Here is a 22966-nt window from a genome sequence, read left to right on the forward strand (position 1 = left end):
AGAGTAGTAATCCTTTTTCAACAATCGGGAGATGACCATGGGCTTCGGCAGCTGGTTCAAGAAAAACGTCGTGAAACCCATCGAAAAGGTGGTGGATAAAGTCGGCGACGCCGTGAAAGATATGGGCGACGACTTTAAAGATATTGGCAGCGCCTTCGAGCAGGTCGGCAACGACATGGCGGCGGCGGCCAAGAAAATCGCGGAACTGGGCTATACAAAAAAGAGCCTGGGGAATGGCGATAATAATTACACAGCCAGTTCGCTTGGCGCCAACATCATCCACGGTGACGGCGGCAACGACAACATTACCGTCAACGCGGGCGCCTACAACAATATCTATGGCGACGACGGCAACGACACGCTGACCGTGAAAGTCGGCGGCTACAACGTGATCGATGGCGGCAACGGCAACGACACCATCCGCATCGACGTCGGTATTTACAACAAGGTCTCCGGCGGCAATGGCGACGACAATATCACCGTGGCAGCCGGCGCGGCGGCCGACGTCGACCTGGGCGAGGGCAACAACAGCCTGTCCGTCAATTCGGCCTACAACGAAATCGACGGCGGCAACGGCAACGACAACGTGACCGCCAACGGCGGCTGGAACGATATCGAACTGCGCGGCGGTAACAACACCGTGGTGGCCAACGGCGGCAACAACAAGGTCACCACCACCGGTGACGGCCATGACAAGATCACCGTCTATGGCGGCAATAACTACGTCAATGCGGATCATGGCAATAACACCATCGTCGCTGGCGGCGCCCAGAACACCATCCACACCGGCAACTGGGACGACGTGGTGACCGCCGATGGCGTAAACAACGTCATCAACACCAACTACGGCAGCGACACGATCACTGTCAAGGCGGCCAATAACCAGATCAACGCAGGCGAAGGCAATAACGTCGTCAACGCCGACGGCGGCCGCAACAAGATCACCACTGGCGGCAACGATGACCGTATCGTGGCCAACGGCGGCTGGAACGAGATCTATGCTGGCAATGGCAACAACAACATTACCGCCAACGGCGGTAACAACAAGGTGGTGACCGTTGGTGACGGCCATGACACCATCGTCGTCAACGGTGGCGCCAACAACGTCAGTGCGGACCATGGCAACAACAACATTACCGCAGGCGGTGCTTCCAACATCATCAACACCGGCAACTGGGACGACGTGGTGGTGGCCGATGGCGTGTCGAACGTCATCAACACCAACTATGGCGCCGACAAGATCACCGTCAAGGCGGCCAACAACCAGATCAATGCTGGCCATGGCAACAACACCGTCAATGCCGAGGGTGGCCGCAACAAGATCACCACCGGCGACAATGACGACACCATTACCGCTGCCGGCGCTTCCAACGAGATCAACGCTGGCCACGGCACCAACACCGTTACCCTGAATGGCGCCAGCAACGTACTGAATACGGGCGACCACGTCGACCGCATCACGGCCAACGGCGCGTCCAACGTAATCAACGCTGGCCACGGCAACAACGTCATTACCGCTAATGCCGCCTCCAACGTCATCACCACCCTGGGCGGCGCCGACAAGATCGATGCCAAAGGCGGTTCCAACGTCATCAACAGTGGCGCCGGCAACGACAACATCAGCGCGATCGGCGGCCTGAACGTGGTCAACGCGGCTGACGGCAGCGACAGCGTGCTGGCGCTGGGCGGCGGCAACGGCATCAACGCCAACGACGGCAACGACACCATCATCGCCGGCGGCGGCGCCAACGTCATTGTCGACGGTGGCGGCAGCAACAAGATCGTGGCAGGCGGCGCGGTCAACGTCATCTACACCGGCGGCGCCAATAACAAGGTGGGCGCACTGGGCAGCACCAATGCGTTGGTCAGCAACCAGGGCGGCAATATGCAGGCGGCCGTGGGCGTGAACAATGTGATCCTGTCCAATGGCAGCGGCAACACCCTGCTGGGCCTGGGCGCGGGCAACCTGATCGCCAGCACCGTGGGCGGCAACACCACCATTGCGGCCGGCGGCACCAACGTCGTGCTGACCGAGCTGGGTGGCATGGTCAAGGCGGCGGCAGGCGGCCTGGGCTCGGTGCTGACGAATGTCATGCCTTCCAAGGATGCCGCCAAGGCCGTATCCAACGTCACCAGCAAGCTGACTTCCGCCATCAACAGCGGTGTGGGCAACGACATCGTGGTGGCAGCCGGCGGCAACAACGTGGTCTATACCGGCGGCGGCAAGGATATCGTGACTGCCGTGGGCGGCAACAATATCGTGCTGGCCAACGGCGGCGACAACGTCACCACCGCCCTGGGCGGCAACAACGTGGTGGTCAATATGGCCGGCAACAACGTGGTGACGGCTGCTGGCCAGAACAACGTGGTGGTGACCGGCCTGGGCGAAGGCATCAACGATGTCAGCGCCAAGCTGGGTAACGCCGCAGGCGGCGTGACCTCGCAGATCACCAAGTTCATCGGCAACAACGTCGCTGGCGGCAACGGCAACGACGTGGTGACCGCGGTCGGCAATACCAATGTGGTCTACACCGGCGGCGGCAACGACATCACCACCGCGATCGGCGCCAACAACGTGGTCTGGAGCGGCAACGGCAACGACGTCGCCACCGTATTCGGCGCCCGCAATATCGTGTGGGGCGACGCAGGCGTGGACAAAGTGACCGCCATCGGCGCCAACAACCTGGTCGTCACCGGCGACTACAAGGAAGTGGCGGCAACCGCTGTCGGCCTGGTCGACTCCATTGCTGCCGGCGTGGCGGCGACCGACCTGGTAGCCAAGGCTGGCCTGTCCGGCGCGGCCACCAGCCAGTCCGGCACGGAAGTGATCACCGCCTTCGGCAAGAACAATGTGCTGGTAGGCGGCAGCGCTGCCACCGTGGTCACGGCGGCTGGCCAGAACAACCTGGTGGTTACTGGCGCCAGCAACGACGTGATCAGCGTAGCGGGCAGCAAGACCGGTATCGTTTCCGGCGCCGGCAATGACGTCGTGACGGCAGTTGGTACTTACAACGCCGTGGTGGCGGGCGAGGGCAACAACGTCGTCACTACCATCGGCAAGGGCAATATCATTGAGGGCGGCTCCGGCAACGACGTACTGACCGCGCTGGCCTTCGGCAGCGCCGCCAAGGTCAACGCCAACGCCAATATCCTGGTCGGCGGCGACGGCAACAACGTCATGACCGTGGTCGGCAAGGACAACGTGGTAATCGGCGGCAGCGGCAAGGACGTGGCGGTGATGATCAGCTACGGCGGTTCCAACACCAAGAACACCACCACCGAGAAGGAAGGTTCCGACCAGACCACCACCAGCCAGACCACCGGCAGCACCCAGCTGAACGTGGGCTGGACCGGCGCGGGCAACGACGTGGCCGTGGTGTACGGCGACCACAACGTGCTGATGGCCGATTCCGGCGACGACGTGATGGTGGTGCTGAATTCGGGCAGCAAGCTGTCCTACAGCAGCCAGACCACGCAGGCGGTGGAAGGTTCGGACAAGTCGCAGACCGTCAGCTCCTCCAAGGTCAGCATCGACACCGGCATGAACTTCGTGCACGCCGGCGCCGGCAACGACACCATGATCCTGGCCGGCACCACCACCATCGGCATGGGCGGCGAGGGCAACGACGTCATCGTGTCCTCGGGCCAGAACAATATCGCTGTCGGCGGCGCCGGCGACGACGTGATCATCGGCCTGGCTGAAATCACCGTCTTCAACGCAGCCGAAGCGCTGGTGGAAAACGAGTATGAATCGGCCGGTGACTGGGTGGGCGCGGCGCTGAACGCCAAATTCATCAAGTCGCAGTACGCCTCGCTGGCCAAGGGCGACCTGGGCAAGCTGAACCTGGTGGGCAATGTGATCGTTGGCGGCGACGGCAACGACACCATCTTCGCCACCAACGCCGGCACCTACGTCGGCGGCGGCAACGGCAACGACACCATGATGGGCCTGGGCTGGGGTGTGCTGAGCAAACTGCTGGTCAGCCACAGCAACGCCATCAGCGGCAGCATCAGCGATATGGGCGCCGGCTTCGACGCCGTGACCAAGTACCTGAACAAGTCGTTCGGCGAAGAACTGCTGAAGGGCTGGAACAGCCTGTCGTCCGACATGAAGGCCGCGCTGGACAAGGCCACCGTCAACGCCAGCGACCTGATTGACGACATGGCCAATGCCGGCAACAGCGCCGTCAGCGCCATCAACGGCGTGTCGGGCCTGAACATGGCGGACTTCGACTTCGCCGGCGCGCTCAAGTCGGCGCTGGAAGGCGGCAAGAGCGGCCTGACCACGGCCATCAACGGCATCGGCACCGGCGTAAGCTATGCCGCCGACGTTGACGTGGGCAGCGGCATCAACACCGCCGTCACCTGGACCGGCGAGGCGATGAGCACCGCATCCGGCGCCAGCGCCTCCGGCATCAACTGGCTCGGCAAGCAGCTCGGCGTCAACCTCCAGCTCGACCAGTTCAAGGGCATGGACTTGTTCATTGCCGGTTTCATCGCCTATACCATGGGTTACAAATATGCGGGCAACAACCGCCTGTGGGCTGGTTCCGGCGACGATACCCTCTACTCCGGCATGGGCAACGACCACTTGCACGGCGGGGCAGGCAAGGATATCTATGTGATGTCCATGGGCGACGGCAAGGACACCATCCACGAAACGGCGGGCGGCAACGACATCCTCAAGTTCAGCGCCAACAAGCTCTTTAACGTGACGATGAAGACCGATAACGTGAAGGTCAACATCGAAGGTAGCGACCTGGTGGTGAACTACGTGGACGGCAGCAAGTCCTACGCCCAGTTCACGGTGGAGAACTACCAGTCGGTCAACATCGCGGAACTCGACCTCCTCGACGCCACCGGCGCCACTGTGGGCGTGCTCACGATGGCCCAGTTGCTCGAACGGGCGCAGACCGGCGACAGCCCGTACGAGATGGCCTCGGTCTGGACCGCCGACCGCATGCAGAACTTTGCTGAATTGGTGGGCAACGCGCTCACCGGCCACACCGCCTAAGCGCGGATAAGGTTGGACATGCATGCTAGAATGGCATGCATGTCCAACATCAGGTTGACCGAGCAATCGTGCGGCCCTATAGTTGCGGGATGATCGCAGACTTCCAAGAACTTTCCGATAAAATCGACCGGCTGGCGGAGATGGCGCATGCCTTGCGCCGCGAGAACGCCCAGTTGCGCCAGGCCAATGCCAGCCTGGTGGCCGATAACCTTGAATACCAACGCCGTCTGGGTGAAGCGCAGACCCGCGTCATGGCGCTGCTGGATAAAATCCCTGCCGCCGAAGCAGACACCCCTGAGGATGCCCAATGATCCATGTCGACGTGACCATCATGGGCCAGCCCTATAAGCTGGCGTGCAAGCCTGATGAAGAACGCGCCCTGCGCGAGGCTGCCAACCTGCTGGATAAGAAGATGAGCGCGATCCGCGACGCCGGCAAGGTCAAAGGCAACGACCGCATCGCCGTGATGGCGGCGCTGGGCATGGCGGCAGAGTTCCTGGCGTCGAAAACCGCGGGCGGCCCGTCCATGCTGGAAGTGCAGGAGAAGCTGGGCGTGATGCACAAGGTGCTCGACAACGCACTGACCCCGCAAGAAAATCTCTTTTAATTGTCTTTAAGGCCTTTCGCCAAAAACGTTTGAGGAGTAAACTTCGTGTCACCCTGCGGTGTTCGAGATTTGCCATATATTCCTTGAACCATTTACATGCATCGGTTGCGGGAATTTGTTCGACGGGCGTGAGCGTCACTAGTCTGATGAACCCGAAGTTGAACTAACTGCAACCACCTTGAACCGTAAGGTTCGGGATGCCGGCATAACGGCACAGGCGGGGCCTCATTCCATACAAAAGCGGTTGCCAGCACTTCGGTGCGCAACCGTTTTTTTACGCCCAGAGGAGCGCCATGCAATATTGGTTGATGAAGTCTGAGCCCGACGAAGTGAGCATCGATGATGTCATGTCTGCAAAAGACAAGACGGTGCCCTGGTTCGGTGTGCGTAACTACCAGGCCCGCAATTTCATGCGCGACGCGATGAAACCGGGCGACGGTGTGCTGTTCTACCATTCCTCCTGCCCGGAACCGGGCATCGCCGGTATCGCGGAAGTGGTCAGCGGGCCGTATCCGGATGCCACCCAGTTCGATCCCAAGAGCCATTATTACGATGCCAAGGCCACGCAGGAGCAGCCGCGCTGGATTTCCGTCGACGTGAAGGGCGTGCGCAAAACGCGCCTGCTGTCGCTGGCCGAAATGCGCACCTTGCCGCAGCTGGAGGATATGGTGGTGCTGCAAAAGGGCAGCCGCCTGTCGATCACTCCGGTGACACCGGCGCAGTGGAAAAGCGTGCTGGCGCTGCTGAAATGATGGATTGGAGCCTGATCGGTATTTTGCTGTTGATGGGGGCGGGCGGCGGGTTTTCCGCGGGACTGCTGGGGATTGGCGGCGGCATGGTGCTGGTGCCGTTCATTACCATGATCTTCACCGCCAAGGGCTTCCCGCCGCAGCTGGTGGTGCATATGGCGATTGCCACGTCGCTGGCGACCATCATGTTTACTTCGCTGTCGTCGGTACGGGCGCACCATAAGCATGGCGCGGTGCAGTGGCGTATCGTGGCGCTGCTGGCGCCGGGCATTCTGGTCGGCTCCTGGATTGGCCCGTGGATCGGCAAGCAAATGAATACCACGGCGCTGTCGCTGCTGTTTGCCGCCTTCGTGACTTTCTCGGCTGCGCAAATGATCCTCAACAAGAAGCCCAAGCCCGGACGCGAGCTGCCAGGCACGCCGGGCATGTTCGCTGCCGGTGGCGTCATTGGCGTGGTGGCGGGGCTGGTCGGGGCAGGCGGCGGTTTCATCTCGGTGCCGTTCATGGCCTGGTGTAATGTGCGTATCCACCAGGCGGTGGCCACCAGCGCGGCCTTGGGCTTTCCGATTGCGCTGTCGGGCACGCTGTCGAATATTTACTATGGCTGGTCGGAGCCTGGTTTGCCGCAATATTCGCTCGGCTTCATCTACCTGCCTGCGCTGGCGGTGATTGTTGCGGCCAGTGTGGCCATGGCGCCGCTTGGCGCGCGCACTGCGCACAAAATGGATGTGGCGGCGCTCAAGCGCACCTTTGCCGTGGTGCTGTTTGGGCTGGCGGGGTATATGTTGTACCACGCGTTCGCGTAAGGCGGGGGAGGCGGGCTTGCAGATCGGTTGCTGGTCGCTGTTCAAGGTGTTTTCGCAAATGGGGCTGCAAGGCTTTGGCGGCGTGCTGCCGTTCGCCTATCGCCACCTGGTGGAGCGCACGCAATGGCTGACCTCCGCCGAATTCTCGCAGCTGCTCAGCATCTCCCAATTGCTGCCGGGCCCCACCATCTGCAACCTGTCGGTGATGGTAGGCCAGCGCTTCGCTGGCGCTGCAGGCGGCTTTTCAGCACTGGGAGGCTTGCTGCTTGCGCCTTTCTTCATCGTGATCGGGCTGGCCGCCGCGTACCAGGAATTGGCCAGCAATGCCATGTTTGCCAGCGCCATGCGTGGCATGGCGGCCGCAGCGTCCGGGCTGATCCTGGCGACCGCGCTCAAGCTGGCGGTCGGCATGCTGCGCGGTACCGCCGGCGGTGCGCGCCGGGGTGCGCAACTGGCGCTGCTGGCGGCCGCCTTTGTAGGCCTGGGTGTGGTCAAGCTTGGGCTGCTGGCGGTGGTCGGCATCCTGGTGCCAATCGGCTTCCTGCTGTTTGCCTTTGTGTTGAGGAAGCCATGAGCGGCGACGTAAATCTCGGTGGGCTGGCATGGCACCTGGCGGTACTGTCGCTGACGGCGATCGGCGGCGGCGTGGTGTTGGTGGCGCCGGATATCCACCACTACGTCTCGGTACAGAACCACTGGCTGAGCGACCAGCAATTCGCGGCCGCCTACGCGCTGGCGCAAGCGGCACCGGGCCCGAACCTGCTGTTTGTGACGGTGATCGGCTGGATGCTCAAGGGCTGGCTGGGCGCCGTGGTGGTGACGTTGGCGGCGATTGTGCCGTCGTCCTGTCTGGTGCTGGCGCTGGGTTCCGTGATCAACCGCCATGGCGCTGGACAGGGGCGCTGGACCAGCGCGCTGCGGGATGCGCTGGCGCCGCTGTCGTCCGGCATGCTGGCCGGTGCGGCGTGGACTTTCCTCAGCGTGGCAGATGCCGGCTGGCGCGGCATCTTGCTGGCGCTGGCGGCTGCTGCGGCAGCCTATGCCACCAAACTCAATCCGGTTTGGCTGATCGCGTTTGGCGCGCTGGCGGGCGCGCTTGGGCTGGTGTAGTACCTGGTCGTCGCGGCTAGTGCTGCAGGCAGATCATCCAGCCATGCGCGGCCAGCGTGCCGGCGGCCGCGTCCCATCCTGCGGCAGCGCCGGCGGTGTACTGCGCGAACACGCTGGGTGGCAGCGTCGCCGCGCCGGACGACAGGTTGGCCAGCAGCAGCACGCTTTCCTGCGCCGTGCTGCGTGTGAAGCCGACCACGCCCGGCGGCAGGCCGTCGAGGAAGGCGACTTCGCCACGGCGTAGCGCCGGGTGTTCGCGGCGCAGGGCCAGCAGGCGCTGGTAGTGCGCGTAGATGCTGGCATCGAAGGCGCTCCAGTCGATACGGTAGTCGTCGAACAGCACTGTCCAGTCGCGCCAGCTCGGCTCGCCGAATTCCTGCCCCATCATCAAGTGCGGCACACCGTCCAACGCGAGCAGCACGGCGGCCGCTGGGCGCAATGCCGCGCCCAGCAGGCTGCTGGCGCGCGGCTGCTCCTTTTCGTCCAGCCAGCGCAGGCGCAGCGCGCCGCGCGGGAAGCTGTAGGTGGATTCGCTCCAGTAGCGCGCCAGGTCCGCGCCGCTGGCTTCGCCGCGCGCGATGGCCAGCAGGATGGCGCGCGTGCCGCCTTCGTAGGTCAGGTCGCAGCTGGCGAAGTGGTGGAATTCGTCGTAGGCCTGCGAGATGATGGCGAGTTCCGGCTGCACCTTCAGCAGCGCGGCGCGGATCTGTTCGAGGAAGTCGAGCGGCGTGATATCCGAATCGTCGAAGCGCAGGCCGTCGAAGCCAAAGCGTTCGATCCAGCCGGCCATGGCGTCGATCAGGTAGCGCCGCAATTCCGCGTTGCTGAAGTCGAAGCCGGCGAAATAGTCGCGGTTTGGTACCGCGTAGTAGATGCTGCCGTCGGCGCGGCGCGTGAACCATTCCGGATGCGTTTGCGTCAGTGGGTTGTCCACGCTGGCGCGGTTCAGCGTCCAGTCGAACAAGACGCGCATGCCGCGCGCGTGTGCCGCATCGACCAGCGCGCGCAAGCCTTGCTCGTCGCCCAGCGCCGGGTCGATGGCGAGGAAGTCGCGCACCGCGTACGGGTCGCCATGCGTGCCGCGCCGTCCGCTGATGCCGATCGGTTGCACCGGCATGATCCACAGGGTGTTCACGCCCAGTTCGGACAGATAGCCCAGTTTGGCGCGCACGCCATCGAAGTCACCGCCGAAGGCTTTTACGGACAGCTGGTAGATCGCTGCGTCGTGCAGCCACCCGGGGCTCGCGAGTGCGGGCCGCGCGTACAGCGGACCCGGTGTGGCAGCGCTCAGGCCGGGATGGCGCAGCAGCACGGCGCCGGTTTCGTCCACCGTCAGGCAGGAGTTATTCTGGCCGTCCTCCGAGATCCACGGGTTGGCGGGATCGCGCAGCCACTCGGTGCCGTCGACAACGATTTTGTAGAGATGGCGGCCGGCGGCGATCGGCAGCGTGACTTGCCAGCGGGTCGGCGTGACGCGCTCCATCATGCAGGCGTCGCCTACCCAGCTGTTGAAGGTGCCGGCCAGCGCCACAGTGCGCGCATCCGGCGCGGCATCGAATACGAAACGTACGCCCGCCGGCGTTGCGGTCGGCAGCATGTCAGGCCGTCCGCGCAGCTGGCTGGCGGTAGGCCCACACCAGCATGGCGATAGCGCCAATGATCATCGGCAGCGACAGCATCTGGCCAGAGGTGACCGGCAGGCCGGCCACCGTGATCTCCCAATCCGGCGTGCGGAAGTATTCGGTGAAGAACCGCGCGCAGCCATACAGTAGCACGTACAGTGCGCCGACGGCCAGGCGCGGGCGGGCCTTGCGCGCGAATGGCCACAGGATGCAGAACACGATCAGGCCGTCCACGATCAATTGGTAGATGGAAGAAGGGTGGCGCGCCAGGTTGTCGTTCAGGTTCGGGTAAATCATGGCCCATGGCAGGTCAGGGTTGCTGACCACGCGGCCCGGCAGTTCGGCGTTGATGAAATTGCCCATGCGGCCGGCGGCGTAGCCGAGCGGTACCAGCGGCGCGATGAAGTCGTACACGTCCAGCAGGTTGCGCTTGCGCTTGCGCGCCCACAGCGCCATCGCTATCAGCACGCCGAGGAAGCCGCCGTGGAAGCTCATGCCGCCTTCCCACACTTTGAAGATGCGCAGGGGCGTGAGCAGCATTTCCGGCTGGTAGAAAAATACTTCGCCCAGGCGCCCGCCCAGGATCACGCCCAGCATGCCGTAGAACAGCATGTCGTCCAGGTCCTCGTTCTTCCAGCCTTGCTTGGCGATGTGCTGCTGCTTGATGCGCACGCGGCCCAGCGCGATGAACATGGCGAAGGCCAGCACATACATCAGGCCATACCAGTGGATCGCGACGGGGCCGAGGTGGATGGCGACCGGATCTGGCATCGGATGGATCAGGGGCATTTCAAATTCTCTTCTTCATGAGTTCCAGGAAGCCGCGCAGCACGGGCGAGGCATTATCGCGCCGCCAGGCCAGGCCGGTTTCCACCAGCGGCGTGCTCTGGACCAGGGGCAGGTATTCCACGCCCGGCCGGCGCAAATTCGACACGGATTGTGGCACAAGTGCTAATCCCATGCCAGCCGATACGAGACTGACGATGGTTTGCATCTGGATCGCCTCCTGGCCCACCTCCGGCGTGATGCCGGCTTCGCGGAACACGGACAGGACGGCGTCGTACAAACCGGGCGAAATATGGCGCGGGAAAATGATTAGCGGGATGCCGGCCAGCTTGCGCAAGTCGGCCGCACCCGGAGCCTTGCCACCGCGCGCGCGGGCCGCAGCGAGCGCCGGCAGCTCCGCCGGGGCGGCCAGCACCAGCGGTTCGCTCAGCACCGGCAGGTAGTCGAGCTCCTGGCGCGCGCGGTCGGGCAGGGGAGGGATCAGCAGGCCGGCATCGACCCGCCCTTCCAGCAGGTCGTCCAGCTGCAGGTCGGAAGTGGCCTCTTTCAGCGTGATCTCGACTTGCGGGTACTCGGCGCGGTAGGCGCGCAGGGACGGCGGCAGCACGCTGTAGTCAGCGGAGGACACGAAGGCCAGCGATAGCCGCCCGCTGGCGCCCGTAGCGGCGCGCTGCACCAGTTCCGGCAGCCCGGCGGCCTGCTGCAGCAGGCGCTGCGCCTCGGGCAGCAGGGCGGCGCCGGCGGCGGTCAGCGCCACGCCGCGCCGGTTGCGCTCAAACAGGGGCGCGCCCAGCGTCTCTTCCAGCGCCATGATGGTTTGCGACAGCGGCGGCTGGGTCATATGCAGGCGCCGCGCGGCGCGGCCGAAATGCAGCTCCTCGGCGACGGTGGCGAAATAGCGCAGCTGGCGAAGTTCGATATTCATTTGCAAAATATATCACAGGAGCGATTATCATATATTTGACAACTCGCAGTGCGCGAGGCACCCTAAGGGTCTTACTGAGGAGACCCCACCATGCCGCAATACCGTTCCTACACCACGACCCAAGGCCGCAATATGGCAGGCGCGCGCGCCCTGTGGCGTGCCACCGGCATGAAAGATGGCGATTTCAATAAGCCGATCATCGCCGTGGTCAACTCCTTCACCCAGTTCGTTCCGGGCCACGTGCACCTGAAGGACCTGGGCCAGCTGGTCGCCCGCGAGATCGAAGCCTCCGGCGGCGTCGCCAAAGAATTCAACACCATCGCCGTCGATGACGGCATCGCCATGGGCCACGGCGGCATGCTGTATTCCCTGCCATCGCGTGACCTGATCGCTGACTCGGTGGAATATATGGTCAACGCGCACTGCGCCGACGCCATGGTCTGCATTTCCAACTGCGACAAGATCACGCCCGGCATGCTGATGGCTGCGATGCGCCTGAACATCCCGGCAGTGTTCGTGTCCGGCGGCCCAATGGAAGCGGGCAAGGTGATCAAGGCCGTCAACGGCGGCGAGAAGATCATTAAGCTGGACCTGGTTGACGCCATGATCAAGGCGGGCGACAGCACCGTATCCGACGCCGACGTGGCTGAGATCGAGCGCTCCGCCTGTCCGACTTGCGGCTCCTGCTCCGGCATGTTCACCGCCAACTCCATGAACTGCCTGACCGAGGCGCTGGGCCTGTCCCTGCCGGGCAACGGCACCATCGTCGCCACCCACAGCGACCGCAAGGAACTGTTCCTGCGCGCAGGCCGCCTGATCGTTGAGATCACCAAGCGCCATTACGAGCAGGACGACTACAGCGTGCTGCCGCGCTCCATCGCCACCAAGGAAGCGTTCGAGAACGCGATGGCGCTGGACGTGTCGATGGGCGGCTCCACCAACACCGTGCTGCACCTGCTGGCCGCCGCGCACGAAGCGCAAGTGCCGTTCACCATGGCCGACATCGACCGTATCTCGCGCAAGGTGCCATGCCTGTGCAAGGTCGCGCCGATGACCGACAAGTTCCACATCGAAGACGTGCACCGTGCCGGCGGCATCATCTCCATCCTCGGCGAACTGGCGCGCGCCGGCCTGCTGGACACCACCCAGCACACCGTGCACTCCGCCACCCTGGGCGAGGCGATTGAAAAATACGATATCAAGCGCAGCGACGACCCGGCTGTGCACCAGCTGTTCCGCGCCGCACCGGGCGGCGTGCCGACCCAGGTCGCGTTCTCGCAGTCCGAACGCTATGCCTTGTCGGATATCGACCGCAGTGCAGGCTGCATCCGCGACCTGGAGCACGCCTACTCGAAAGATGGCGGCCTGGCGGTCCTGTACGGGAACATCGCCGAGAAGGGCTGCATCGTGAAGACCGCCGGCGTGGATGAATCGATCCTGAAGTTCAGCGGCAAGGCGCGCGTGTTCGAGAGCCAGGACGCGGCGGTGGAAGGCATCCTCGGCGATACCGTGCATGAGGGCGACGTGGTTATCATCCGCTACGAAGGCCCGAAAGGCGGCCCGGGCATGCAGGAGATGCTGTATCCGACCTCCTACATCAAATCAAAAGGCCTGGGAAAAGCTTGCGCGCTGTTCACCGACGGCCGCTTCTCGGGCGGTTCGTCCGGCCTGGTGATCGGCCACGCCTCGCCGGAAGCGGCGGAAGGCGGCGCCATCGGCCTGGTGGAAGAGGGCGACATGATCGACATCGACATCCCGGCCCGCACCATCAACCTGCGCGTGACGCCGAATACGCTGGCCGAACGCCGCGCAGCCATGGAAGCGCGTGGCGCCGATGCCTGGAAGCCGGTGGACCGCGAGCGCTACGTGTCGCAAGCCCTGCAAGCCTACGCCGCCCTGACCACCTCCGCCGACCGCGGGGCAGTGCGCGACCTGTCGCAGCTGAAGCGGTAAGAAAAGTCGGGGTCATGTCTGACATTCGGACACGAGTGTCCGAATGTCAGACATGACCCCGACTTTTACTTGCGCTTCTTGAGGTCTTCGAAGCTCTTCTTGACGCGTTCCTTGCGGCGTTCTTCGTCGACGTTGTGGGCCTTGCGCTTGTCGAGGCCCAGTGCGGGTTCGACGAATTCGAACCAGACAAAACCGGCCAGCATGGCGCCGACGATCCACCACCAGGACATGTCTGCAAACTTCCAGACTTCAAAGTACTTCAGTGCCACGAGGGCGATTATCAATAGAATAATAGGCATGGAACACTCCTTGGTATTCCATCATAGCAATATCCAGCTAGCGGTCAACCCATAATACGTAGCGTGCGTTGTGGGGTAGAATTGTGGCAGTTTTTTTCCTTGGAGATAAAGATGAAACGTTCCCTGATGGTTGGTTTCCTGGTTGCCGCGGCTTTCTCGTCGCAGGCTGCTTTCGCTAACGCTGACCTGGCCAAAGCCAAGAACTGCATGGCTTGCCACGCTGTTGCCAACAAGCTGGTTGGCCCGGCATTCAAGGATGTCGCTGCCAAGTACGCTGGCCAGAAAGACGCTGAAGCCAAGCTGGCGGCAAAAGTGATCAAGGGCGGTTCGGGCGTGTGGGGCGCAGTCCCAATGCCAGCCAACCCGCAGGTGAGCGAGGCGGAAGCCAAGACCCTGGTGAAATGGGTCCTGTCCCAGAAGTAAAAAAAAACCGGGCATTGCCCGGTTTTTTTTGATTACTTGATGACTTCCAGGCGCGTCTTCTTGTCGGCCTTGTAGCCGAACAAGGTCAGCGCCCCATCCTTGATATCGCCCTTGTCGTCGAAGGCGATCTTGCCGCTGATGCCGTCGTGGTTGACCTTCTTCAGGAAGGGCAGGTACTTGGCCGGATCGGCCGACTTGGCATCCGCCATGGCATGCGCAATCGCCATGGTCGCGTCGTAGGCATACGGCGCGTAGATCTGCACATCGTAGCCGTAGCGCTTCTTGAAGCGGCCGGCGAATTCCGCCAGCTTCTTCTCCTGCTCAACGGTTACACCGCCAGCCTCCGCGCACACCACCACATCGTCGGCGCCGCCTGACAGCTTAGGCAGCGCTTCGGTGCAGATGCCGTCGCCGCCCATCAGCTTGGCTTTCAGGCCCAGCGCCTTCATCTGGCGCAGCAGCGGGCCGCCCACCGAGTCCATGCCGCCGAAGAACACCAGGTCCGGGTTCTTGGCGCGGATCGCGGTCAGGATGGCGTTGAAGTCGGTGGCCTTGTCGGTGGTGAACTGCTTGTCCACGATCTGCACGCCGGCGGCTTTCTTGGCTTCCTTCAGGAATTCGGCGGCCACGCCCTGGCCGTAAGCGGTGCGGTCATCGATCACGGCGATGCGCTTGGCGCCCAGCTTCTGCGTGGCGTACTTGCCCAGCGAGCTGCCCAGCTTATTGTCGTTCGCCACCACGCGGAAGGTGGTGTTGAAGCCCTGGTTGGTGTACACCGGGCTGGTGGACGAAGCGGAAATCTGCGGGATGCCGGCGTCGTAATAGATCTTCGAAGCCGGGATGGTGGTGCCGGAATTCTGGTGGCCGATCACGCCTTGCACTTTGGCGTCGACCAGCTTCTGCGCGGCCGAGGTGCCCTGTTTAGGGTCGCCGGCATCGTCTTCCGAAATCAACTCGAACTTGACCGCTTTGCCGTTGATCTTGAAGCCCTTGGCATTCAAGTCTTCCACCGCCAGCCGTACGCCGCTTTGGTTGTCCTTGCCCAGGTGGGCGGACTGGCCGGACAGCGGGCCGACGTAGCCGATCTTGACCACTTCCTGGGCGCTCGCGGCTCCAGCAAAGGCCAGTGCGATGGCGGCGATGATGGTTTTGGTTTGCATTGCTACTTTCTCCTGAAACGAAAATGGGCCGCCAAGCTGGATGGCGGCCCACGGGCTCCCCCCGGTATTCGTACTTACTTCACTACTTCCATCTTGGTCTTGTTGCCGCCCTTGTAGGTGAACAGGGTCAGCGCGCCGTCCTTGATGTCGCCGTACTGGTCAAACTCGATGGCGCCGGTCACGCCCTGGTGTTTGATCTTGGCCAGCACCGGCAGGTATTTGGCCGGTTCGGCCGAATTGGCCTGCTGCATGGCGGCTGCCATGGTCATGATGGCATCGTACACGTACGGCGCGTACAGCTGCACTTCCTGGCCGTACTTCTTCTTGTACTTGGCGCGGAAGTCGTCCATGTTCTTCTGCAGTTCGGCCGGCACGCCGCCGGCTTCGGCGCAGGTCACCACGCCGTCGGCGGCAGCGCCGGCGGACAGGCGGTACAGGGCGTCCGTGCAGACGCCGTCGCCGCCCATGAATTTGGCCTGGATGCCGAGCGCCTTCATCTGGCGCAGCAGAGGGCCGCCCACCGAGTCCATACCGCCGAAGAACACCAGGTCAGGGTTCTTGGACTTGATATTGGTCAGGATGGCGTTGAAGTCGGTGGCGTTGGCGTTGGTGAATTCCTTGCCAACGATTTGCACGCCCGGCAGCGCTTTCTTGGCGCCCTTGACGAATTCGTCGGCCACGCCCTGGCCGTAGGCGGTGCGGTCGTCGATCACGGCGATCTTCTTCACGCCCAGCTTCTGCACGGCGTAGGCGCCCAAGGTGCCGCCCAGCTTATTGTCGTTGGCGACCACGCGGAAGGCGGTGTTGAACTTCTGCTTGGTGTACACCGGCGAGGTGGCGGCCGGCGAAATCTGCGGGATGCCGGCGTCGAAGTAGATCTTGGAGGCCGGGATGGTGGTGCCGGAATTCAGGTGGCCGATCACGCCCTGCACCTTGGCGTCCACCAGCTTTTGCGCGGCGGTAGTGCCCTGTTTAGGGTCGCCGGCGTCGTCTTCGAACTGGACGACGAATTTGACTGGCTTGCCGCCGATTTTGATGCCCTTGGCTGCCAGGTCCTCAACGGCCATGCGGGCGCCGTTTTCCATGTCCTTGCCCAGGTGGGAGTTGGGACCGGATACCGGCGATACGTGGCCGATCTTGATGGTGTCCTGGGCGTAGGCGCTGCCGGCGAAGGCCAGGGCGATGGCGACAGGGATGAATTTGCTCTTGAACTGCATCGGGGGTCTCCAGTCAGTAATTCACGTACGCCAGAAAATACAGCAAAAACCCCGAATGGCAAAGAGGGAATTATTTCCGGCGGCTGGAATTGGCCTGGAGATGGGTGATTTCCTGTTGTACGGCGCGCGAAACGATCTTTCCAATGGTGTCGTGCAGGCCTTCGCGGATTTCCACGGTCAGGGAATGCAGGGCGTGGTTCAGCACTTCGTGGATGCTGTCTTTGATGCGCTGCTCCAGTACGAAGTCGACGCGGCTCGACAGCTGGTGCAATACGCGCTCCGACAGGCGGCGTTCCAGGGCGTCCCAGGCGCCGGCATCGTCCAGCGCGGGCAGGGCAGGGGCGTCCGCGTCGTTGGCGGGCGCTGCGGCCGGCGCGGGGACAGGCGCGGGCACTGGTGCCGGCGCATCATCGCGCATGACTTCAGTCAGGACTGGGATGCTGGCGTCGAAAGCCTGGTTCATTACTTACCTATGGTCAGATGTTTGAGCGGGAAATCCTGCCGTTTGTAAGCAGCATAACGCAGGCGGCCCGCCGCCGCATCCTCCTCGTCGGTGGATATGACTTCGATCAAACGCGGAAACGCTTCGAATTGCGCCGGTGCGCGGCGCGCCAGGTTGACCAGCAGGCCCGCTTCCGGCAATTCAGTAGTGTCGCTGTCGGCCAACACGATGGCGCAATCGGGCGCCAGCGGATCGTTGGCGTGGGCATGCGGCAGGAAGTCGGTGGCGGAAAAGGTCCACAGGGCCCTGTCCAGCTCCGCCAGCTGGGCGGCGTCCTCGGTCATGACCACGATGCGTGGCGTGCTGGCCCAGGCTTTGCGCAGCAGGCGGCAGGCGTAGGCGACCTTGTCCGGCACGCCGCTGTGGAAGTCAATTTGCGTCATGTTCAGAAACGGAAATTCGATGGGGCGTTTTGCGGCGTCTCGCGCTCGCGGCGTTCCCGTTCCGCTTCGGCGGCGGCGTTGGCGGCTTCCGCCTTGGCGCGCGCGGCTTCGCTGGCGCTAGGTGGACGCGGCGGGGCGGCCGGGCTTGGCGGCGGATTCGAATAGCCGGCTGGCAGCGCCTTCACGGTCGGGTAGCCGGCGTCGGTCAGGGCGCTGTCCCAGGTTCCGGGTTCAAAGCCGACCTGGCGCGCGCGGCCCACCAGCATCATCGGCAGTTCGCCGTTGCTGCCGGCCTTGCGCAGCGCCTCATGGTCTTCCTGGCTGGCGACGGTCTTTTCACGGTAAGGGATGCCGCGCGTGAGCAGCAGCTGGCGCGCCTGGTCGCAGGGCGCGCAGCTGGCGGTGGTGTAAAGCACCACCGGGCGGGCGCGCGCGATCTCGGCCAGCTCCGACGGCAGCTCGACGCTGCCGGTGCCGCCGCCGCTGTAGCTCTTCACTTCCGCCTTCTTGGCGGAGGCGGGCGGCGGCGTATCGGTGAAGTGGGTGACGCCTTTGTCGTCCTTCCACTTGTACATCTGGGCGTGCGCCGCGCTGGCAGTCAGCAGCAGCAAAAGCAAGGCAGCGCGTTTCATCGTATCTCCAATCGGCTCTGTTATGCCGCCATGCCGCTGTGGCGCAGCAGTGCGTCGATAGTCGGCTCACGGCCGCGGAAGGCGGTGAACGATTCCAGGGCAGGGCGCGAGCCGCCGACGGCCAGGATCTCCTGCTGGAAGCGTTTGCCGGTGTCGGTGGATAGCTTGCCGCCGCCCAGCGCCGCCGCTTCCTCGAAGGCCGCGTAGGCGTCGGCGGACAGCACTTCCGCCCACTTATAGCTATAGTAGCCTGCCGCGTAGCCGCCGGCAAAAATATGGCCGAACGAGTGCTGGAAGCGGTTGAAGGCGGGCGGGATGATGACCGCGAACTTGCGGCGCACCTCGTCGATCACGTCCTGCACGGCTTTGGCGCCGCCCGGCTGGAAGTCGTAATGCAGCAGCATGTCGAGCAGGGCGAATTCCACCTGGCGCAGGGTCTGCAGGCCGGACTGGAAGTTCTTGGCCGCCAGCATGCGGTCGTACAGGGCGCGCGGCAGCGGCAGGCCGCTCTTCACGTGGGCGCTCATGTGGCTTAGCACATCCCACTCCCAGCAGAAGTTTTCCATGAATTGCGACGGCAGTTCCACCGCATCCCACTCCACGCCGGAAATGCCGGATACCGCCAGCTCTTCCACCTGGGTCAGCATGTGGTGCAGGCCGTGGCCGAATTCGTGGAACAGGGTGATCACTTCATCGTGGGTGAACAGCGATGGCTGCGGCACGCCGTCCACCACCAGCGGTTCGGTGAAGTTGCAGGTCAGGTAGGCGACCGGGGTTTGCAACTTGCCGTTCTTCAGGCGGCGGCCGCGCGCATCGTCCATCCAGGCGCCGCCGCTCTTGCCTTCGCGGGCGTACAGGTCAAGGTAGAACTGGCCTACCAGCACGCCGTCGCGCTCGATGCAGTAGAAGCGCACGTCCTTGTGCCATACCGGCGCGCTATCTGGCTTGATGGTCACGCCGAACAGGGTTTGCACCAGCTTGAACAGGCCGTCGACAACTTTGTGCTCGGGGAAGTACTGCTTCACTTCCTGCGCCGAGAAAGAATACAGGTGCTGCTGCAGCTTTTCGGAAGCGTAAGGCAGGTCCCATGACTGCAGGTCGTTGATGCCCAGTTCCTTGCTGGCATAGGCTTGCAGCTCGGCCAGGTCCTTCTCCGCGAACGGGCGGGCGCGCTTGGCCAGGTCTTCCAGGAATTCGATGACCTGTTCCGGCGACTTGGCCATTTTCGGCACCAGCGAAACTTCGGCGAAGTTCTTGTAGCCGAGCAGGTTGGCTTCTTCGGCTCGCAGTTTCAGCAGGGTGGCGATGTTGGCGGTGTTGTCCCAGTCTTCGCGCTTGCTGAACGCTTCGCCCAGCTCCGACGCCTTGGTGGCGTTGGCACGGTAGACCTTTTCGCGCAGCGCGCGGTTGTCGGCGAACTGCAGGATCGGGTAGTAGGAAGGGAAATGCAGGGTGAACATCCAGCCTTGCTTGCCTTCCTTCTCGGCCAGCGCCTTGGCGGCGGCCTTGGAATCGTCCGGCAGGCCGCGCAGCTCGGCTTCGTCTTCCACCAGCAGTTTCCAGTCGTTGGTCGCGTCCAGCACGTTCTCGCTGAAGCGGGTGCTGGTGGCGGCGTGTTCTTCCTGGATGGCGGCGAAGCGTTCCTTCTTATCGGCCGGTAGTTCGGCGCCGCCCATGCGGAAGTCGCGGATCGCGTTGTCGATGATGCGCTGGCGCGCCGGCGACAGGGTGGCGAATTCCGCGCTGGCGCGCAGGGCTTTGTATTTGGCGAACAGTGCTTCGTTCTGGGCCAGGGCGGTCCAGAATTCGGTCACTTTCGGCAGGTTCTCGTTGTAGGTGGCGCGCAGCTCGGGCGTATCCACCACGTTGTTCAGGTGACTGACGATCCCCCAGGCCCGGCCCAGCAGCTCGGTGGAGTTTTCCAGCGGGGTGACGAAGTTGTCCCAGCTAACCTCGCCCCCCGGGGCTTCCAGCTGGGCTACCGCCGCGCGGTTCTGCTCCAGCAGCTGCTCGATGGCAGGGGTGACGTGTTCCGGCTTGATCGCATCGAAGCGCGGCAAGCCGCTAAAGTCCAGCAATGGGTTGTCGGTCATTTTTTCTCCAAACCTGAAATCTGGGTCTGACCCAAGGGACTCGGCGTCCCCGTCAGACCCGCTACGCGACGGCCGCCAATCGGGTCTGACCCTTGGGTCAGACCCAGGTTTACCGGTTTTAAGCGCGTTCCGCCGATTCAATAGTGTTCATCAACAGCATGGTAATGGTCATCGGCCCCACACCACCCGGCACAGGGGTAATATGCGAAGCCACTTCCTTAATACCCGCAAAGTCCACGTCGCCGCACAGCTTACCGTTTTCGTCGCGGTTGATACCTACGTCGATTACGATGGCGCCCGGCTTCACCATATCAGCAGTCAGGGTATTGCGGCGGCCAGTTGCAGCCACCACGATATCCGCCTGGCGGGTGTGGTAGCCCAGGTCCGCAGTTCCGCTATGGCAGATGGTGACGGTTGCATTGGCTTGCAAGAGCAGCAGGCCCATTGGCTTGCCGACGGTGTTGGAACGGCCGATCACGACAGCGTGCTTGCCCTTCAGGTTGACGCCGGTCGATTCAATCAGCTTCATGCAGCCGTACGGAGTGCATGGCAGGAAGCCTTCCAGGCCGGTCATCAGTTCGCCGGCGCTCAGTACCGAGTAGCCGTCCACGTCTTTCGAAGTGGCGATGGCTTCGATCACCTTGTGCGGGTCGATATGCTTAGGCAGCGGCATTTGCACCAGGATGCCGTGGATCGATGGATCGGCATTCAGGGTGGCGATGCGCTCCAGCAGGGCGGCTTCGGTCATGTCTGCCGGGTATTGCTCTTTGACGGAACGGATGCCGGAATCTTCGCAGGCCTTGACCTTGTTGCGGACGTAGACGTGGCTGGCCGGGTCGTCGCCGACCAGGATCACAGCCAGGCCAGGCTGTTTGCCCTTGGCGGTCAGTGCGGCGGCGCGGGAAGCGATTTCGGCGCGCAGTTTTTGGGAGAGCGCTACTCCGTCGATCAGTTGTGCAGACATGGTTACTTGGATTGGTGGGATGGAAAGTCGCCATTATAAAGGGTGACGGCTTGCCCCGCTGTCCGTGCGATTGTAATATCGATAACAAATGATCTCTTACCAGTATCTGCTCGACATCCAGCTGCGCCTGGACAAGTCGCCTGACTTCTCGGCCTACCCCTTCTGCCTGCCCGCCGTGCGCCATCTCGGCAAGCTGGAATTTGACCCGGCGGTGACGTTCATCGTCGGCGAAAACGGCTCGGGCAAGTCGACTTTGCTGGAGGCGCTGGCTGTGTCGTTGGGGTTTAATGCGGAAGGCGGCAGCAAGAGTTTCAATTTCGGCACGCGCGAGTCGCATTCATGCCTGCACGAATACCTGCGGGTGGCGCGCGGCGTGCGCAAGCCGCGCGACGGCTATTTCCTGCGTGCCGAAAGCTTTTTCAATGTCGCCACCGAGATCGAAAAGCTTGACCAGGGTCCCGGCGGTCCGCCCGTCATCGATTCCTACGGCGGGCGCTATTTGCACGATCAATCGCACGGCGAGTCCTTCATGGCGCTGCTCGAAAAGCGCTTCGGCGGTAACGGCCTGTACATCCTTGACGAACCGGAGGCCGCGCTCTCGCCGCAACGCCAGCTGGCCGCCTTGCGGCGCCTCGACCAGCTGGTGCAGGCTGGCTCGCAATTCGTAATCGCTACCCACTCGCCGATCCTGATGGCCTATCCCGAAGCCTCGATCTACGTCTGCACCCCGACTGGCATCGTGCAGCGTGCATACGAAGACACCGAGCATTACCAGGTCATGCACGACTTCATGTCCAGCCCGCGCCGCATGCTCAAGGAGCTTTTGAAGCTCTAAGGGAGATAGCCTTGTCGGCGATCAATACGGCATTTCAACGCTGATGCAATAGTGAACTCCACACTATTCTGTATGGAGGATTTCATGGCTTACGTTTACAGCGAGGCGACCAAACTGGCTGGAAAAAAGGTCGTCGGCAACGGGCATTGTGTTGAACTGGTGAAGAAGTACGTAAATGTCGGAACAACGGTTGGATGGAGAGAGGGCGCTGCAGTTGTTGGGAACAGCACGTTAAAGGAGGGGACAGCAATCGCAACTTTTGTCCATGGGCGATACCTAAGCCGACCGCATGGCAATCACGCGGCATTTTTTGTCCGGGAAGCACTAGGTGGAATCTATGTCATCGATCAATGGAAGAGCAAAGATAAGATCGAAGTTGGCCAAAGGTTCATAAAATCGAAAGGTAAGAATGCTGACGGTAGTTACAAAGACCCTAGCAATAATGCCGATGCATTTTCGGTAATTGAAAGGTGAGCTGTCATGAAAAAATCGGTCGCTTTCGCCATCGCTTCGTTGGTGTGGTCAGAAGGGCTGGAAGCTAGGGAGCAAGTACTTTATTGTCCCGCTTCGATTGAGGCTGGATCGATGCAAAGCGCAGCTACTTTGCCGGGATGGCTCCTGTTTAATCGAAGCAAGTTAGTGCTGCATTCAGCGGCCTTCACCGGCGGCGCGCCGGAGTTGATGATCGAACTTGTGCCGATTCAAATAAGTAAAAAAAGAGGCCTGGAGTTCGAGCGGTGGAAGTTTGATGGCGACGAAGTTTGGCTGCGATGCGCATATGGCAAAGGTGGACAGGTCACACTATCGAAAAAAGTCGATGGTGAACCGACAGAATGCACTGTCTCTTATAGCCATAAGCTGCCATTGAAAATAGTCTGTACCTAAG

General features: G+C 62.6%; 23 protein-coding genes and 1 other RNA gene. 13 read left to right on the forward strand and 11 right to left on the reverse strand.

The genetic code is table 11. From position 1 onward, the window contains the following. Positions 1–37 precede the first annotated feature (37 nt). The 8 genes from AAHE99_RS13345 to AAHE99_RS13380 all read left to right on the forward strand — a co-directional run bounded on the left by AAHE99_RS13345 (position 38) and on the right by AAHE99_RS13380 (position 8286). Entirely contained in the window at positions 38–5014 is a 4977-nt protein-coding gene (locus AAHE99_RS13345; RefSeq protein ID WP_342117834.1) for a serralysin-like metalloprotease, read from the forward strand. Positions 5015–5103: 89 nt separating this feature from the next. After that, the gene (locus AAHE99_RS13350) at positions 5104–5325 is read left to right on the forward strand and encodes a hypothetical protein (RefSeq protein WP_342117835.1); all 222 of its coding nucleotides are present in this window, start codon (positions 5104–5106) and stop codon (positions 5323–5325) included. Beyond that, positions 5322–5621: a cell division protein ZapA gene (locus AAHE99_RS13355; protein WP_342117836.1), complete on the forward strand. Its 300-nt coding sequence runs from the start codon at positions 5322–5324 to the stop codon at positions 5619–5621. Before AAHE99_RS13350 ends, AAHE99_RS13355 begins: the two co-directional genes overlap by 4 nt. A gap of 47 nt (positions 5622–5668) precedes the next feature. Further along, positions 5669–5849: non-coding RNA, 6S RNA (gene ssrS / locus AAHE99_RS13360), on the forward strand. Positions 5850–5914: 65 nt separating this feature from the next. Beyond that, the gene (locus tag AAHE99_RS13365) at positions 5915–6373 is read left to right on the forward strand and encodes an EVE domain-containing protein (RefSeq protein WP_342117837.1); all 459 of its coding nucleotides are present in this window, start codon (positions 5915–5917) and stop codon (positions 6371–6373) included. Further along, positions 6373–7176, forward strand: a complete 804-nt coding sequence (locus AAHE99_RS13370; protein WP_342117883.1) for a sulfite exporter TauE/SafE family protein — start codon at positions 6373–6375, stop codon at positions 7174–7176. Before AAHE99_RS13365 ends, AAHE99_RS13370 begins: the two co-directional genes overlap by 1 nt. Before the next feature lie 16 nt (positions 7177–7192). Continuing rightward, entirely contained in the window at positions 7193–7750 is a 558-nt protein-coding gene (locus AAHE99_RS13375) for a chromate transporter (protein ID WP_342117838.1), read from the forward strand. Then, positions 7747–8286: a chromate transporter gene (locus tag AAHE99_RS13380; protein ID WP_342117839.1), complete on the forward strand. Its 540-nt coding sequence runs from the start codon at positions 7747–7749 to the stop codon at positions 8284–8286. Before AAHE99_RS13375 ends, AAHE99_RS13380 begins: the two co-directional genes overlap by 4 nt. A gap of 16 nt (positions 8287–8302) precedes the next feature. Here AAHE99_RS13380 and AAHE99_RS13385 read toward each other — a convergent pair whose 3' ends face one another. The 3 genes from AAHE99_RS13385 to AAHE99_RS13395 are packed head-to-tail and all read right to left on the reverse strand — an operon-like array spanning position 8303 to position 11619. After that, positions 8303–9883: an alpha-amylase family glycosyl hydrolase gene (locus AAHE99_RS13385; RefSeq protein WP_342117840.1), complete on the reverse strand. Its 1581-nt coding sequence runs from the start codon at positions 9881–9883 to the stop codon at positions 8303–8305. A 1-nt stretch (position 9884) separates the two neighbouring features. Then, positions 9885–10697, reverse strand: a complete 813-nt coding sequence (gene lgt / locus AAHE99_RS13390) for a prolipoprotein diacylglyceryl transferase (RefSeq protein ID WP_342117841.1) — start codon at positions 10695–10697, stop codon at positions 9885–9887. Between the two features lies 1 nt (position 10698). Beyond that, positions 10699–11619: a LysR family transcriptional regulator gene (locus AAHE99_RS13395; protein ID WP_342117842.1), complete on the reverse strand. Its 921-nt coding sequence runs from the start codon at positions 11617–11619 to the stop codon at positions 10699–10701. 90 nt (positions 11620–11709) lie between these two features. Here AAHE99_RS13395 and ilvD point away from each other — a divergent pair, with 90 nt between their 5' ends. Next, positions 11710–13572 carry a dihydroxy-acid dehydratase gene (gene ilvD, locus AAHE99_RS13400; RefSeq protein ID WP_342117843.1) on the forward strand — a complete coding sequence of 621 codons (1863 nt, stop codon included), beginning with the start codon at positions 11710–11712 and terminating at the stop codon, positions 13570–13572. A 65-nt stretch (positions 13573–13637) separates the two neighbouring features. On the opposite strand, the gene AAHE99_RS13405 is transcribed toward ilvD, so the two are convergent. Beyond that, on the reverse strand, positions 13638–13871 hold the full coding sequence (locus AAHE99_RS13405; RefSeq protein ID WP_342117844.1) for a TIGR04438 family Trp-rich protein: 234 nt from the start codon (positions 13869–13871) through the stop codon (positions 13638–13640). Between the two features lie 111 nt (positions 13872–13982). On the opposite strand from AAHE99_RS13405, the gene AAHE99_RS13410 reads away from it, so the two are divergent. Further along, on the forward strand, positions 13983–14294 hold the full coding sequence (locus AAHE99_RS13410; RefSeq protein WP_342117845.1) for a c-type cytochrome: 312 nt from the start codon (positions 13983–13985) through the stop codon (positions 14292–14294). 32 nt (positions 14295–14326) lie between these two features. Here AAHE99_RS13410 and AAHE99_RS13415 read toward each other — a convergent pair whose 3' ends face one another. The 7 genes from AAHE99_RS13415 to folD form a co-directional block, all read right to left on the reverse strand. Then, positions 14327–15454: a branched-chain amino acid ABC transporter substrate-binding protein gene (locus AAHE99_RS13415; protein ID WP_342117846.1), complete on the reverse strand. Its 1128-nt coding sequence runs from the start codon at positions 15452–15454 to the stop codon at positions 14327–14329. Between the two features lie 74 nt (positions 15455–15528). After that, positions 15529–16671 (reverse strand): branched-chain amino acid ABC transporter substrate-binding protein, encoded by a 1143-nt coding sequence (locus tag AAHE99_RS13420; RefSeq protein ID WP_342117847.1) that lies wholly within the window; start codon positions 16669–16671, stop codon positions 15529–15531. Between the two features lie 70 nt (positions 16672–16741). After that, the gene (locus AAHE99_RS13425) at positions 16742–17134 is read right to left on the reverse strand and encodes a hypothetical protein (RefSeq protein ID WP_342117848.1); all 393 of its coding nucleotides are present in this window, start codon (positions 17132–17134) and stop codon (positions 16742–16744) included. Beyond that, positions 17134–17556 (reverse strand): DNA polymerase III subunit chi, encoded by a 423-nt coding sequence (locus AAHE99_RS13430; RefSeq protein WP_342117849.1) that lies wholly within the window; start codon positions 17554–17556, stop codon positions 17134–17136. Before AAHE99_RS13430 ends, AAHE99_RS13425 begins: the two co-directional genes overlap by 1 nt. Positions 17557–17558: 2 nt before the next feature. Beyond that, positions 17559–18188 carry a glutaredoxin family protein gene (locus AAHE99_RS13435; RefSeq protein ID WP_342117850.1) on the reverse strand — a complete coding sequence of 210 codons (630 nt, stop codon included), beginning with the start codon at positions 18186–18188 and terminating at the stop codon, positions 17559–17561. Positions 18189–18208: 20 nt separating this feature from the next. Then, entirely contained in the window at positions 18209–20281 is a 2073-nt protein-coding gene (locus tag AAHE99_RS13440; protein ID WP_342117851.1) for a M3 family metallopeptidase, read from the reverse strand. Positions 20282–20399: 118 nt separating this feature from the next. Next, on the reverse strand, positions 20400–21245 hold the full coding sequence (gene folD, locus AAHE99_RS13445) for a bifunctional methylenetetrahydrofolate dehydrogenase/methenyltetrahydrofolate cyclohydrolase FolD (RefSeq protein WP_342117852.1): 846 nt from the start codon (positions 21243–21245) through the stop codon (positions 20400–20402). 88 nt (positions 21246–21333) lie between these two features. Between folD and AAHE99_RS13450 the strand changes: the two genes are divergently transcribed. The 3 genes from AAHE99_RS13450 to AAHE99_RS13460 all read left to right on the forward strand — a co-directional run bounded on the left by AAHE99_RS13450 (position 21334) and on the right by AAHE99_RS13460 (position 22965). Further along, the gene (locus AAHE99_RS13450) at positions 21334–22080 is read left to right on the forward strand and encodes an AAA family ATPase (protein WP_342117853.1); all 747 of its coding nucleotides are present in this window, start codon (positions 21334–21336) and stop codon (positions 22078–22080) included. A gap of 84 nt (positions 22081–22164) precedes the next feature. Further along, positions 22165–22554 carry a BPSL0067 family protein gene (locus AAHE99_RS13455; protein ID WP_342117854.1) on the forward strand — a complete coding sequence of 130 codons (390 nt, stop codon included), beginning with the start codon at positions 22165–22167 and terminating at the stop codon, positions 22552–22554. Between the two features lie 6 nt (positions 22555–22560). After that, the gene (locus AAHE99_RS13460) at positions 22561–22965 is read left to right on the forward strand and encodes an STY0301 family protein (RefSeq protein ID WP_342117855.1); all 405 of its coding nucleotides are present in this window, start codon (positions 22561–22563) and stop codon (positions 22963–22965) included. Position 22966: the final 1 nt, after the last annotated feature.

It is taken from the genome of Pseudoduganella sp. OTU4001 (assembly GCF_038440195.1).
In the GTDB taxonomy this organism is placed as follows: Bacteria; Pseudomonadota; Gammaproteobacteria; order Burkholderiales; family Burkholderiaceae_D; genus Rugamonas.